This is a genomic window from Streptomyces flavotricini (assembly GCF_020639365.1).
Classification (GTDB): Bacteria; Actinomycetota; Actinomycetes; order Streptomycetales; family Streptomycetaceae; genus Streptomyces; species Streptomyces flavotricini.
This window is the reverse complement of the sequence record NZ_JAINUL010000001.1, coordinates 3074279-3088247: the sequence shown is the minus strand read 5'-3', so window position 1 is coordinate 3088247 and position 13969 is coordinate 3074279. Positions and strand designations below refer to the sequence as shown.

Below are 13969 nucleotides of genomic sequence, written 5' to 3'. Positions count from 1 at the left end.
TTTCGCCCCCCGCCGGGGCCCCGTCGGTCACCGCACCGTCAGTGTCAGGATCCTGTCGTCGCCCGCCTCCGGCGACCCGCGCCCGTCCGTCTCGCTCGTGACCAGCAGCAATCTGTCCCCGCCGAGGGCGATCACCGTGCGCAGCCGGCCGTACTTCCCCGTCAGGAAGGCCTCCGGCTCGGCGACCGGATCAGCCCCGGCCAGCGGGATCCGCCACAGCCGCTCGCCCTTCAGCCCCGCCATCCACACCGAGCCCTGCGCCCAGGCGATCCCGCTCGGTGAGGCCTCGTCCGTCTTCCACACGGCCACCGGATCGCGCAGACCCGGCTTGCCGGCCTTCCCCTCGGCCTCCGGCCAGCCGTAGTTCGCCCCGGGCTCGATCAGGTTCAGCTCGTCCCAGGTGTTCTGCCCGAACTCGGCCGCCCACAGCCGTTTGTCCTTGTCCCAGGCCAGACCCTGCACATTGCGGTGCCCGTAGGAGTAGACGACCGAGTCGGCCTCGGGATTCCCGTGCACCGGCTGCCCGTCCGGGGTCATCCGCAGGATCTTGCCGCCCAGCGACTTCCTGTCCTGCGCGAGCCCCGTGTCGCCCGTCTCGCCCGTCCCCGCGTAGAGCATCTTGTCCGGGCCGAAGGCGATCCGGCCCCCGTTGTGGATCAGGCCCTTGGGGATGCCCCGGAACACCGTGTCCGGGGCGCCCAGTTGCTGGCCCGGGTCCCGCTGCTCGTCGTACCGCATCCGGGCGATGCGGTTGTCGGACTCCGTCGTGAAGTAGGCGTACACCATCCGGTCCGAGGCGTACGAGGGCGACAGCGCGAGCCCCAGCAGCCCGCCCTCGCCGCCCGGGGCCACGCCCGGCACCTCGCCGATCTGCGTCACCGTGCCGGTGGCCGCCGCGACCCGGCTGATCGTCCCCTTGTCCCGCGAGGCGACCAGCAGGTCCCCGCCCGGCAGCGGGGCCACGCCCCAGGGGGACTCCAGACCCTTGGCGACCTCGCCCGACACCGTCACCGAGCCCTTGGCCGGCGGCGCGGCCTCCCGGGACCCGGACGGGGATCCCGCGGGCCCGGACCCCGACGCGGCGGGCGCCGCGCCGGGTGGTGACGTGCCCGGCCTGGCGGCGGGGGAGCCCGCCGGCGCGCAGCCCGCCGCGAGCAGCGCCCCGCATCCCGCCAGGGCGAATGCCGCCAGCACTCCACGGGTCCGGGTGCGCGGGCCCTCGTACCTCTCGTGCCCCTGTCCGTATCCCATCGTCCTGCTCCCCTCCGGTCGGCGATCGCCCCTCACCCGTATCAACAGCCGCGGCACTTCCCGAAGTTCCGGCCCTCGTACACCCGATCGAGTGGTTGTCCCGGACCGGCCCGGACCCACCGGGCCCGGTCCCGGAGCCGCCCCGGGCCCGCCCCGGGCCCGTCCCAGGCCCGTCCCGGGCCCCCGGCCCCGCTCGTGCCGGGGCTCAGTCCCAGGCTCCCACCGCCGCCGGCAGCGCCGCGATCTCGGCCAGGTCACCGGCCGCGAGCCGCAGCTCCGCCGCCCCCGCGTTCTCCGCCGCCCAGTGCGCCCGGTCGGCACCCGGGACCGGAACCACGTGCGGCCCCTGCGCCAGCACCCACGCCAGCGCCACCTGCGCCGCCGTCACCTGCGGCCCGAGCCGCCGGGCAACCCGCCGAAGCCCCGCCACCAGCACCTGGTTCGCCGCCATCGACTCCGCCGTGAACCGCGGGTGCCGGGCCCGCACGTCCTCCCATTCGAAGCCCTCGCCCGGCCGGAGCGTCCCGGTCAGGAACCCGCTGCCCAGCGGCATCGCCGCCAGGAACCCCACCCCGCGCGCCGCGCACCACGGCAGCAGCCATCGCGCCGCCTCCGGGGACCACACCGACAGCTCCGCCTGCACCGCGCTCACCGGGAACACCTGCTGGATCCGCTCCAGGTAGCCCAAGGTCACCTCGTACGCCCGGTCCCCGCGCCGCCCCGCCCCCGGCCCGGCGCCCGCTCCCAGCGCGCAGAACCCGAGCGAGCGGACCTTCCCGGCGCCCACCAGCTCCGCCATCGCCCCCCAGGTCTCCTCCACCGGAACGTCCGGATCCACCCGGTGCAGCTGGTAGAGGTCGATGACGTCCGTCCGCAGCCGCCGCAGCGAGGCGTCGCAGGCCCGCCGCATGTATCCGGGCCGCCCGTCCGCCACCACGTGCTGCTCGCCCGCCCGCAGCCCCACCTTGGCGGACACGAACGCCTCCGCCCGCCGCTCCCGCAGCACCCGCCCGAGCAGCAGCTCGTTGGTGAAGGGCCCGTACATGTCGGCCGTGTCCAGCAGGTTCGCACCGAGGTCCAGCGCCGTGTGCACCGTGGCCAGCGACTCCGCCCCGCGGCGACGCGAGGGCGCGTACGCCCAGCTCATCGGCATGCACCCGAGCCCGATGGCGCCCACCGTCAGCGCCCCCGCCCCGATCGACCTGCGCTCCACCCGTTGGTCCCCCTCCCGGTCCGGCAAACAAACTAACGGCTTGATCAGGATCCATTGGCCTTGGCATAGCCTCCTGGTCATGGATGCAAAGACAGCGGACGTCTGGCTGCCGTTCCCCGCCGAGGAGGTCGAGGGCCTCCCCGACGCTTTCACCTACCGCCGGTGGGACGGTGAGGACGACTACCCGGCCGATCCGGCCGCCTGCGTCTTCTACGTCACGCCCTACATGAAGTCCTCCGATGTCACCCTGCGCCCGCTGGCCGCCATGCCGGACCTCGAAGTCGTGCAGACGCTGACCGCGGGCATCGACCACGTCCTGGGCGGCCTCGACCTGCTGCGGCCCGGCGTACGGCTGTGCAACGCGCGGGGCGTCCACGAGGCGAGCACCGCCGAGCTGGCCCTCACCCTCACCCTCGCCTCGTTGCGCGGGATCCCGGGGATGGTGCGCGGACAGGACCGCGAGGAGTGGCGCTCCGGCTTCTACGACGCCCTCGCCGACAAGTCCGTACTGATCGTCGGGTACGGGTCGATCGGCGCGGCCATCGAGGACCGGCTCGCCCCCTTCGAGTGCGCGCGGGTCGCGCGGGTCGCACGCTCGGCGCGCACCACCGCGCGCGGCCCCGTGCACGCGCACGCCGAACTGCCCCGGCTGCTCCCCGAGGCCGACGTGGTGATCCTCTCCACCCCGCTGACCGACGGGACGAGGGGCCTGGCCGACGCCGCTTTCCTCGCCCGGATGAAGGACGGCGCCCTGCTCGTGAACGTGGCGCGCGGCCCCGTCGCCGACACCGGGGCGCTGCTGGCGGAGCTGGAGTCGGGCCGGCTGCGCGCGGCGCTCGACGTCACCGACCCGGAACCGCTGCCCGCCGGCCATCCGCTCTGGCATGCTCCGAACGTCCTGATCACGCCTCACGTGGGCGGCAGCAGCACGGCGTTCGCGCCGCGGGCCAGGCGCCTGGTGGCCCGCCAGCTCCAGCGGTTCGCCGCCGGGGAGCCCGTGGAGAACACGGTCCTCATCACCGGTTGACGCGCAGTGCGCACGCTCCGCATCCGTCCGGACGCGCACAGTGGCAACAACTCCCCGCGTGGTAACGGAGAGTAGATGTTCTATGTCCCTGAGTGACGAAAGTGGTGTATCGTCCGGAACAAGGGGCTGCAGCGCATTCGTCTGGCGCTGGGGAGTGATCGGACACTTTGGGGGGCGACGGGCGATGCACGGCCAATGGGCGAAGGATCCGATGCGGCACAGCCGCCGAAGGCGACGCTGCAAGGACTGGGCTGCGCCGGAACCGGCCGACGAGGGGGACCGGTGAGCGCCCCGGGGGCGGCGCTGCTGGCCAGGCCGCCAGCCTCGGGCGGCGGGGGCAGGAGCCTGGCGATGCAGCTGCTCCTCGCCGTGGTCAGCGGCGGGTACGCCGTCGGCGCCGCCCTCGGCTGGGGCTCCGAGGAACTCGCAGAGATCATGGGCGACTTCGGGCTCAGTGCCGCCGCGTTACTCGCCGCCGTCTCCTGCTACGCGTACGCGCGGACGATCGACAGCCGTGAGCGTCCGGCCTGGCTGCTCTTCGCGTTCTCCTCCCTCATGGGAGCCTGCGGAAACGGCGTCTGGGGCTGGTACGAGGTGGTCCTCGGCGTGCCCGTGCCGAAGCCCTCGCTGGCCGACTTCGCGTTCCTCTGCTTCGCCCCGCCCGCCATCGTGGGCCTGCTCGTCCTCGCCAAACGCCCGGTCACCCGCGCCGGCTGGGTCTGCCTCGGACTCGACTCCTGGCTCATCGGCGGCTCCCTGCTCACCCTGTCCTGGAGCCTGGCCCTCGCGCACGCGGCGCGGACCGCCCAGTCCGGAGCCCCCGGAAGCGTCCCGCGCGCCGCCCTCTCGCTCGCCTATCCGCTGCTGGACATCGCGCTCGTCTCCATGGTCCTGGTCCTGCACTTCCGGCGCTCCGAGGCCAACCGCTCGGCCGTCAACACCGCCATCGCGGCCCTGGCCCTGACCGTGCTCAGCGACGCCCTGTTCACCTCGCCGCTGCTGAGCGCCGAATACCAGTCCGGGCAGCTGCTCGACGCCGGCTGGTTCGCCGGCTCGCTGCTGCTCGCGTACGCGCCCTGGGGGGCCCGGCGCACCCATCCGGGCCCGGGCATGCCGGGGCCGCCGCGCGGCGACCGGCCGGTCAGCCGCCCCATCACCGGATCGCTGCCCGCCCTCACTCCGTACCTCGCGGCCGCCGTCTGCACCCTGGGCATCCTGTACAACGTGGTGGACGGCCGGAAGGTCGACCGCGTGGTCGTCTTCACCGGCTGCACGGTGGTCCTCGCCCTCGTCATCCGGCAGGGCATCATGCTCATCGACAACATCGCGCTGACGCAGGAACTGGCCCAGAAGGAGAACCACTTCCGCTCCCTGGTCCAGGGCTCCAGCGACGTCATCATGATCGCCGCCCCCACCGGGACCCTGCGGTACGTCAGTCCCGCGGCGGCCGGGGTCTACGGGCGCGAGGCCGAGGAGCTGGTCGGCTCCGAGCTGGCCACCCTCATCCACCCGCACGACCTGGGCCGGGTGGTCCACGAGGTGCGCCGCTTCCTCGCCGCGCCGCCCTCCGAGGAGCCCACCACCCGCATCGAATGCCGCTTCAAGTCCGGCAGCGGCGAATGGCTCAATGTGGAGTCCACGGTCAACCGCCACCAGGGCGGCCTCATCCTCAACAGCCGCGACGTGACCGAACGGGTCCGCCTCCAGGCGCAGCTCCAGCACAGCGCCGAGCACGATCCGCTGACCGACCTGCCCAACCGGGCCCTGTTCACCCGCCGGGTCCGCCAGGCCCTGACCGGGCGGCGGGCGGGGGACCACAGCACCGCCGTGCTCTTCATCGACCTCGACGGGTTCAAAGCGGTCAACGACACCATCGGCCACCAGGCCGGCGACGAGCTGCTGATCGAGGCCGCGCGCCGGCTCCAGGACTCGGTGCGCGCCGGGGACACCGCGGCCCGGCTCGGCGGCGACGAGTTCGCGGCGCTGATCCTGGGCGACGGCGCCCGCGAGCGCAGCGCCCGCGAACACCAGGTGCAGGAGATCGCGGACCGGCTGCGCACCACCCTGTCCCAGCCGTACCGGATCGCCGGCAGCGAAGTCCGGGTGGCCGCCAGCATCGGCGTGGCCTTCGCCGACCCCGGCATCACCCCTTCGGACCTCATGCGCAACGCGGACCTCGCGATGTACCGCGCCAAGGCGGGCGGCAAGGACAGGGTCGAGCTGTACGCGCCCCAGATGCAGGCCGAGGTCGTACGGAAGGCGGAGCTCGCGGGGCGGCTGCGCACCGCGCTCCACGACGGGGAGTTCTCCCTGCTGCACCAGCCCGTGGTCTCGCTGGCGACCGGGGAGGTGACGGCCGTGGCGGCGCAGGCCCGCTGGCGCTCCGCCCAGGGGATCCTGTTCACCCCGGCGGAATTCCTCCGGGTGGCCGAGTACAGCGAGGGCGCGGCCGCGGCGTCCGACGGCCGCTCCGGTCTGCCCGCGGGCACGCCCACCCGGGCCGCCGAGCTGGGCCACTGGCTGCTGGAGGAGGCCGTGGCGCAGGCCGCCGAGCGGCACCGTATCGGGCACGACGTGCCGGTGGCCGTACGGATGAGCGCCCAGCGACTGCTGGACCGGGCCGCGCCGCTCGGCTCCGTGGAGGCCCTGCTGACCCGGCACGGGCTGCCGTCCGGGGCCCTGGTGATCGAACTGACCGTGTCCGACCCCAGAGTGCCCTTCGACGAGCTGGAGCGGCGTCTGGCGGCCCTGCGCCGCCTCGGGGTCCTGATCTCCCTCGACGGCTTCGGCAGCGGCTACGCGGCCATCAGCGCCCTGCGCAGACTCCCCGTGGACGTCCTCAAGGTGGACCGGGGCCTGGTCGAGGGCGTGGTCGAGTCCGCCCGCCTCCACAAGATCACCGCTGGTTTGTTGCGCATTGCAAATGATTTGGGCATGCAGTCGGTCGCCGACGGCGTCGACCTGCCGGAGCAGGTCATGGCACTGCGCGCAATGGGGTGCACACACGGCCAGGGAGTGGCTTTTTCCGGCCCACTCGACGAGTACAGGCTGCGCCGCGCGCTCGTGCGCGGTACGTTCCCAGTACCGGGCGGGGCGGTCCAGCCTGCCTTGGCCGGTGGTTCGTCCGGGGGCTCGATGGCCATCCGCAGAGGCTCACATAATGAGACGCCCGTCCCACCCGCTTGACATCCCCCTCCCGCCGGAGGGAGGGTCAGTGCCATGCGCACCCGAATTCTCGTACTTGGAAAGCGCGTCGGCTGAAGCTGGGACCAGCATGTCCCCGCTCCGCACACCCGACGCGCTCCCCTCGCTTGCCTCCCGGCACGAGGGGTTTTTTGTTGCACTGGCACACCTTCGAATCCTCGTAAAACCCTCAGCTTCGAGAAGAGAATGCCGATGACCGAGCAGGCCACCGGGGCCCACCATCCGCAGCCGCGGCCCCGTTCCGGCGGACACCAGCCCGCCGCAGTTGAGCACGTCACGGGTGCGCAGTCCCTCATCCGCTCTCTCGAAGAGGTGGGGTGCGACACCGTCTTCGGTATCCCGGGCGGGGCCATCCTCCCGGCGTACGACCCGATGATGGACAGCACCAAGGTCCGCCACATCCTGGTCCGCCACGAGCAGGGCGCCGGCCACGCGGCGACCGGCTACGCGCAGGCCACCGGCAAGGTGGGCGTCTGCATGGCGACCTCCGGCCCGGGCGCCACCAACCTGGTCACCCCCATCGCCGACGCGCACATGGACTCGGTGCCGCTCGTCGCGATCACCGGCCAGGTCTCCTCCAAGGCGATCGGCACGGACGCCTTCCAGGAGGCGGACATCGTCGGCATCACGATGCCGATCACCAAGCACAACTTCCTGGTGACCAGGGCCGAGGACATCCCGAAGACGATCGCCGAGGCGTTCCACATCGCCTCCACCGGCCGCCCCGGCCCGGTCCTGGTCGACATCGCCAAGGACGCCCTGCAGTCGAAGACCACCTTCTCGTGGCCGCCGTCGCAGGACCTCCCGGGCTACCGGCCGGTCACCAAGCCGCACGCCAAGCAGATCCGCGAGGCCGCCAAGCTCATCTGCCAGGCCAAGCGCCCGGTCCTGTACGTCGGCGGCGGCATCATGAAGTCCGGCGCGACCGCCGAACTGAAGGTCCTGGCCGAGCTGACCGGGGTCCCGGTCACCACCACGCTGATGGCGCTGGGCTCCTTCCCCGACAGCCACCCGCTGCACGTGGGCATGCCGGGCATGCACGGCGCGGTCACCGCCGTCACCGCCCTGCAGAAGTCGGACCTGCTGATCGCGCTCGGCACCCGCTTCGACGACCGCGTCACCGGCAAGCTGGACAGCTTCGCCCCGTTCGCCAAGGTCATCCACGCGGACATCGACCCGGCGGAGATCGGCAAGAACCGCGAGGTCGACGTCCCGATCGTCGGTGACGCCCGCGAGGTCATCGCCGACCTGATCCAGGCGGTCCAGGCCGAGCACACCGAGGGCAACACCGGGGACTACACCGCCTGGTGGAAGGACCTCAGCCGCTGGCGCGAGACGTACCCGCTGGGCTACGAGACCCCCGGGGACGGCATGCTCTCCCCGCAGCAGGTCATCCAGCGCATCGGCGAGCTCGCCCCCGAGCACACCATCTACGCGGCCGGCGTCGGCCAGCACCAGATGTGGGCCTCGCACTTCGTCAACTACGAGGAGCCCCGCACCTGGCTGAACTCCGGCGGCGCCGGAACCATGGGCTACGCGGTCCCGGCCGCCATGGGCGCCAAGGTCGGCATGCCGGACCGCACGGTCTGGGCGATCGACGGCGACGGCTGCTTCCAGATGACCAATCAGGAACTGGTCACCTGCGCGCTGAACAACATCCCGATCAAGGTCGCGATCATCAACAACGGTGCGCTGGGCATGGTCCGCCAGTGGCAGACCCTGTTCTACAACCAGCGGTACTCCAACACCGTCCTGCACGCGGACGAGACGGGCCACGACACCGTCGGCTCCCAGCTCGGCGAGTCCACCGCCCCCCGCAAGGGCACCCGCGTCCCGGACTTCGTCAAGCTGTCCGAGGCCATGGGCTGCGTGGCGCTGCGCTGCGAGGACCCGGCCGACCTGGACAAGGTCATCGCCGAGGCCAACGCGATCAACGACCGTACCGTCGTGATCGACTTCATCGTCCACGAGGACGCCATGGTGTGGCCGATGGTCGCCGCCGGCACCTCCAACGACGAGGTCATGGCAGCCCGGGGCGTCCGTCCCGACTTCGGCGACAACGAAGACGACTGAGCCGAGAGAGCCTGAGAGAGAGAACGACTCACATGTCCAAGCACACGCTCTCCGTCCTGGTCGAGAACACGCCCGGCATCCTCGCCCGGATCGCCGCGCTGTTCTCCCGCCGCGGGTTCAACATCGACTCCCTCGCGGTCGGCGTCACCGAGCACCCCGACATCTCGCGCATCACGATCGTCGTGAACGTCGAGGACCTCCCGCTGGAGCAGGTGACCAAGCAGCTGAACAAGCTGGTCAACGTGCTCAAGATCGTCGAGCTGGAGCCGCACAACGCCATCGAGCGCGAACTCGTTCTGGTGAAGGTCCGTGCCGACAACGAGACCCGCTCCCAGATCGTCGAGATCGTCCAGCTGTTCCGCGCCAAGACGGTCGACGTCTCCCCGGAGGCCGTCACCATCGAGGCGACGGGCGGCGCGGACAAGCTCGGCGCGATGCTCAAGATGCTGGAGCCCTTCGGCATCAAGGAGCTCGTGCAGTCCGGCACGATCGCCATAGGGCGTGGCGGACGGTCCATCACGGACCGCAGCCTGCGCGCGCTCGACCGCAGCGCCTGAGCGCCGCGACACCCCGCACCGCGTTGCCTCTCGCATAGCGAGACCAAGAAACTTCCTCTACGTTCCCCGCCGTACGGTGGGTGCAACACCAGCGCACCAAGGAGATATCCCAGTGGCCGAGCTGTTCTACGAGAACGACGCCGACCTGTCCATCATCCAGGGCCGCAAGGTCGCGGTCATCGGATACGGCAGCCAGGGCCACGCCCACGCGCTGTCGCTCCGTGACTCCGGCGTCGACGTCGTCGTCGGCCTGAAGGAGGGCTCGAAGTCCAAGGCCAAGGCCGAGGAGCAGGGTCTGAAGGTCGTCCCCGTGGCCGAGGCCGCCGAGTGGGCGAACGTCATCATGATCCTGACCCCGGACCCGCTGCAGGCCGAGATCTACGAGGAGTCCATCAAGGACCACCTCAAGGAGGGCGACGCGCTCTTCTTCGGTCACGGCTTCAACGTCCGGTACGGCTTCATCAAGCCCCCCACCAACGTCGACGTCGCCCTGGTCGCCCCGAAGGGCCCCGGCCACCTGGTGCGCCGCCAGTACGAGGAGGGCCGCGGCGTTCCCTGCATCGCCGCCGTCGAGCAGGACGCCACCGGCAAGGCCTTCGACCTGGCGCTCTCGTACGCGGCCGGCATCGGCGGCACCCGCGCCGGCGTCATCAAGACCACCTTCACCGAGGAGACCGAGACCGACCTGTTCGGTGAGCAGGCCGTCCTCTGCGGTGGCGCCTCCGCCCTGGTCAAGGCCGGTTTCGAGACCCTGACCGAGGCCGGCTACCAGCCGGAGATCGCGTACTTCGAGTGCCTGCACGAGCTGAAGCTCATCGTCGACCTCATGTACGAGGGCGGCCTGGAGAAGATGCGCTGGTCGGTCTCCGAGACCGCCGAGTGGGGCGACTACATCACCGGCCCCCGCATCATCACCGACGCCACCAAGGCCGAGATGAAGCAGGTCCTCGCGGAGATCCAGAGCGGCGAGTTCGCCAACACCTGGATGGCCGAGTACAAGGCCGGTCTGCCGAAGTACAACGAGTACAAGAAGGCCGACGAGGCGCACCTGCTGGAGACCACCGGCAAGAAGCTGCGCAAGCTCATGAGCTGGGTCGACAGCGACGAGAGCTGATCCGTACGCGGCGGGGCCGGGATGAAGGGTCCCGGCCCCGCCGCGCAGGACGGGCCGGATCGGACCGCTGCGCACGCGGGGCTTGTCCACCCTGGCCAACCCCGGACGGGTGATCCTTCCGGACAGGCGGAATTCCATGCGGAATCCGCCACTACACTGCTCAACACAACGCGTCAGGCCCACAGTGTCGTGCGTCTTCCACGCGGCTACCCCCTCCACCGCCTGCGGCCGTCGGGACGGCCGTCCGCACTGGACTTGTGAGGATGACCCACGTGAGCTCGAAACCTGTCGTACTCATCGCCGAAGAGCTGTCGCCCGCCACGGTGGACGCACTCGGTCCGGACTTCGAGATCCGGCACGTCAACGGAGCCGACCGCGCGGAGCTGCTCCCCGCGATCGTGGACGTCGACGCCATCCTGGTGCGCTCCGCGACCAAGGTCGACGCGGAGGCCATCGCCGCCGCCAAGAAGCTGAAGGTCGTCGCGCGCGCCGGTGTCGGCCTCGACAACGTCGACGTCTCCGCCGCCACCAAGGCCGGCGTGATGGTCGTGAACGCTCCGACCTCCAACATCGTCACCGCCGCCGAGCTCGCCTGCGGCCTGCTCGTCGCCTCGGCCCGCAACATCCCGCAGGCCAACACCGCCCTGAAGAACGGCGAGTGGAAGCGGAACAAGTACACGGGCGTCGAGCTCAGCGAGAAGACCCTGGGTGTCGTCGGCCTCGGCCGCATCGGCGTCCTGGTCGCCCAGCGCATGTCGGCCTTCGGCATGAAGATCGTCGCGTACGACCCCTACGTGCAGCCCGCGCGCGCCGCCCAGATGGGCGTCAAGATGCTGACGCTCGACGAGCTCCTGGAGGTCGCCGACTTCATCACCGTGCACCTGCCCAAGACCCCCGAGACCCTCGGTCTCATCGGTGACGAGGCCCTGCACAAGGTCAAGCCGTCCGTCCGCATCGTCAACGCCGCGCGCGGCGGGATCGTGGACGAGGCCGCGCTGTACTCGGCCATCAAGGAGGGTCGCGTCGCCGGCGCCGGCCTCGACGTGTACGCGAAGGAGCCCTGCACGGACTCCCCGCTCTTCGAGCTCGACCAGGTCGTCTGCACCCCGCACCTCGGCGCGTCCACGGACGAGGCCCAGGAGAAGGCCGGCATCGCGGTCGCCAAGTCGGTCCGCCTCGCGCTCGCGGGCGAGCTCGTGCCGGACGCGGTCAACGTCCAGGGCGGCGTCATCGCCGAGGACGTCCGTCCGGGCCTGCCCCTCGCCGAGAAGCTCGGCCGCATCTTCACCGCCCTCGCGGGCGAGGTCGCGGTCCGCCTCGACGTCGAGGTCTGCGGCGAGATCACCCAGCACGACGTCAAGGTGCTGGAACTCTCCGCCCTCAAGGGTGTCTTCGAGGACGTCGTCGACGAGACGGTCTCCTACGTCAACGCCCCGCTGTTCGCGCAGGAGCGCGGTGTCGAGGTACGCCTGACCACCAGCTCGGAGTCCCCGGACCACCGCAACGTGGTGACCGTGCGCGGCACCCTGTCGGACGGTCAGGAGGTGTCGGTCTCCGGCACCCTCGCCGGCCCGAAGCACCTGCAGAAGATCGTCGGCATCGGCGAGTACGACGTGGACCTGGCGCTCGCCGACCAGATGCTCGTCCTGCGCTACACCGACCGCCCGGGCGTGGTCGGCACCGTCGGCCGCATCCTCGGCGAAGCCGGCCTGAACATCGCGGGCATGCAGGTCGCCCGCGCCGAGGAGGGCGGCGAGGCGCTCGGCGTCCTCACGGTCGACGCGGAGGTGCCGGTGAACGTCCTCGCGGAGATCTCCGCCGAGATCGGTGCGGTCTCGGCGCGTACGGTCAGCCTCGCCTGACCCGCACGACACAGGGAAGGGCCCGGGGAACTCCCCGGGCCCTTCTTCGTGTTCCGCCGCCGTCCCCCCGGGCCGTACGGGGATCAGCCCGCCAGGGCCGGGGCCTGCGCGGCGGGCCCCTCGGCAGGCTGCGCCGCGGGGGCGCCGAGCCGGCGCAGCAGGGCCGCGGCGAGCAGGGCCGCCGCCAGCAGGAGGGCCGTACCTCCCCAGGCGGCGTACTGCATGCCGTGGACGAAGGCCTCGCGGGCCAGGGCCAGCACCTGCTCGCCGGCCGGGCCGCCGAGCTGCCGGGCGGTGGCGACCGCGCCGCCCAGGGTCTCCCGGACGGCGGGCTCGGCGCCCGACAGGTCGGAGCGGTAGACGGCGGTGCCGAGGCTGCCCAGCACGGCCATGCCGAGCGCGCCGCCGAACTCCTGGCCGGTCTCCAGCAGGGACGCGGCCGAGCCGGCCTTCTCCGCGGGGGCCGCGCCCAGCGCCATGTCGGCGACCAGGGACATCACGGTGACGAGGCCGCAGGCCAGGACGCCCGCGCCGGTCAGCAGCAGCCACAGCGAGTCGCTGCCGACCAGCCCGATCAGGGCGAACCCGGCCGCGGCGAGGACGAATCCGCCGGCGATGACGTACGCCCGGTCGGTCTTCTGTGCCAGCGCCGCGCTGACCGGGGCGGCGGCTCCGATGAGGAGCGAGGGCGCGAGGCTCCACAGGGCTGCCTCCAGCGTGCCCATGCCGAGCACCGACTGCAGGTACTGGGTGGTGAAGTAGGCCGAGCCCATCATGGCGAAGGCGGCGATGGCGTTGAGCGCGATCCCGGCCCCGAATCCGCGGCCCCGGAACAGGGCCCGGCTGACCATGGCGTCGTCACGGGTGCGCTGGCGGCGGACGAAGACGAACCCGAAGGCCAGGCCCACGGCGACGGAGACCAGGTGGAGCGGCTCCGGGCCCTCGGCGGCGATCTCCTTGAGGCCGTACACCAGCGGGAGCACGGCGGCGGTCGACAGCGGCACGCTCAGCAGGTCGAAGCGGCCGGGCGCCGGGTCCTTGAACTCCGGGACCAGCACCGGGACGAGGGCCAGCAGGAGCAGCATCGCGGGCACGTTGATCAGGAAGACCGAACCCCACCAGAAGTGGTTCAGCATCACGCCGCTCATCACAGAGCCGAGGGCGATGCCGCCGGTCATGGCCCCGGACCAGATGGCGATGGCCCGGCCGCGCTCGACGGCGTCCTGGAAGAGGTTGCGCACGAGCGCCAGCGTGGAGGGCATCAAGGTCGCTCCGCCGATCCCGAGCAGCACGCGGGCCGCGATCAGCATCTCGGCGCTGGTGGCGTAGGCGGCGCAGACGGAGGCGAGTCCGAAGGCGGTCGCGCCCACCAGCAGCAGCTTGCGGCGGCCGATCCGGTCACCGAGCGAGCCCATGGTGATCAGCAGGCCGGCGAGGGCGAAGGCGTAGCTGTCGAAGATCCAGAGCTGCTGGGTGGCGCTCGGGTCGAGCTCGCGGGTGATCGCCGGGATGGCGAAGTAGAGGACGGAGACGTCCATCGAGACCAGGAGCAGCGGCAGCAGGAGGACGGTGAAGGCGATCCATTCCCGGCGGCCGGCGGGACGTGCGGCGGAGTTCGTCATGAACAGCAATGTACAAGCGTCATATACGTCTGTCTAGTACGAGCGT

The 13969-nt window shown here is 71.6% G+C and carries 9 protein-coding genes; 6 read left to right on the top strand and 3 right to left on the bottom strand.

The features are described 5' to 3' along the window. Positions 1–27: 27 nt before the first annotated feature. Together K7B10_RS13665 and K7B10_RS13660 are read right to left on the bottom strand one after the other, a co-directional pair. Positions 28–1251, bottom strand: a complete 1224-nt coding sequence (locus K7B10_RS13665; protein ID WP_229336338.1) for a PQQ-dependent sugar dehydrogenase — start codon at positions 1249–1251, stop codon at positions 28–30. 205 nt (positions 1252–1456) lie between these two features. Next, positions 1457–2464: an aldo/keto reductase gene (locus tag K7B10_RS13660; protein WP_229336337.1), complete on the bottom strand. Its 1008-nt coding sequence runs from the start codon at positions 2462–2464 to the stop codon at positions 1457–1459. Positions 2465–2543: 79 nt separating this feature from the next. On the opposite strand from K7B10_RS13660, the gene K7B10_RS13655 reads away from it, so the two are divergent. The 6 genes from K7B10_RS13655 (at position 2544) to serA (ending at position 12301) form a co-directional block, all read left to right on the top strand. Further along, positions 2544–3491, top strand: a complete 948-nt coding sequence (locus K7B10_RS13655) for a 2-hydroxyacid dehydrogenase (protein WP_229336336.1) — start codon at positions 2544–2546, stop codon at positions 3489–3491. A 282-nt stretch (positions 3492–3773) separates the two neighbouring features. Continuing rightward, positions 3774–6677: a putative bifunctional diguanylate cyclase/phosphodiesterase gene (locus K7B10_RS13650; RefSeq protein WP_372481407.1), complete on the top strand. Its 2904-nt coding sequence runs from the start codon at positions 3774–3776 to the stop codon at positions 6675–6677. Positions 6678–6887: 210 nt separating this feature from the next. Beyond that, positions 6888–8768, top strand: a complete 1881-nt coding sequence (locus tag K7B10_RS13645) for an acetolactate synthase large subunit (RefSeq protein WP_229336334.1) — start codon at positions 6888–6890, stop codon at positions 8766–8768. A gap of 32 nt (positions 8769–8800) precedes the next feature. Next, complete coding sequence (ilvN, locus tag K7B10_RS13640) at positions 8801–9325, top strand: acetolactate synthase small subunit (RefSeq protein WP_030857425.1); 525 nt, start codon at positions 8801–8803, stop codon at positions 9323–9325. A 112-nt stretch (positions 9326–9437) separates the two neighbouring features. Continuing rightward, positions 9438–10439, top strand: coding sequence for a ketol-acid reductoisomerase (ilvC, locus tag K7B10_RS13635; protein WP_030708395.1), 1002 nt, complete (start codon positions 9438–9440; stop codon positions 10437–10439). Positions 10440–10711: 272 nt separating this feature from the next. Then, positions 10712–12301 (top strand): phosphoglycerate dehydrogenase, encoded by a 1590-nt coding sequence (serA, locus tag K7B10_RS13630; protein ID WP_229336333.1) that lies wholly within the window; start codon positions 10712–10714, stop codon positions 12299–12301. A gap of 83 nt (positions 12302–12384) precedes the next feature. On the opposite strand, the gene K7B10_RS13625 is transcribed toward serA, so the two are convergent. Beyond that, entirely contained in the window at positions 12385–13923 is a 1539-nt protein-coding gene (locus K7B10_RS13625) for an MFS transporter (RefSeq protein ID WP_229336332.1), read from the bottom strand. Positions 13924–13969 lie beyond the last annotated feature (46 nt).

Coding starts and splice junctions, on each gene's coding strand:
- K7B10_RS13665 (WP_229336338.1), bottom strand. CDS start 1,251: ATGGGATACGGACAGGGGCACGAGAGGTACGAGGGCCCGCGCACCCGG.
- K7B10_RS13655 (WP_229336336.1), top strand. CDS start 2,544: ATGGATGCAAAGACAGCGGACGTCTGGCTGCCGTTCCCCGCCGAGGAG.
- K7B10_RS13645 (WP_229336334.1), top strand. CDS start 6,888: ATGACCGAGCAGGCCACCGGGGCCCACCATCCGCAGCCGCGGCCCCGT.
- ilvN (WP_030857425.1), top strand. CDS start 8,801: ATGTCCAAGCACACGCTCTCCGTCCTGGTCGAGAACACGCCCGGCATC.
- K7B10_RS13625 (WP_229336332.1), bottom strand. CDS start 13,923: ATGACGAACTCCGCCGCACGTCCCGCCGGCCGCCGGGAATGGATCGCC.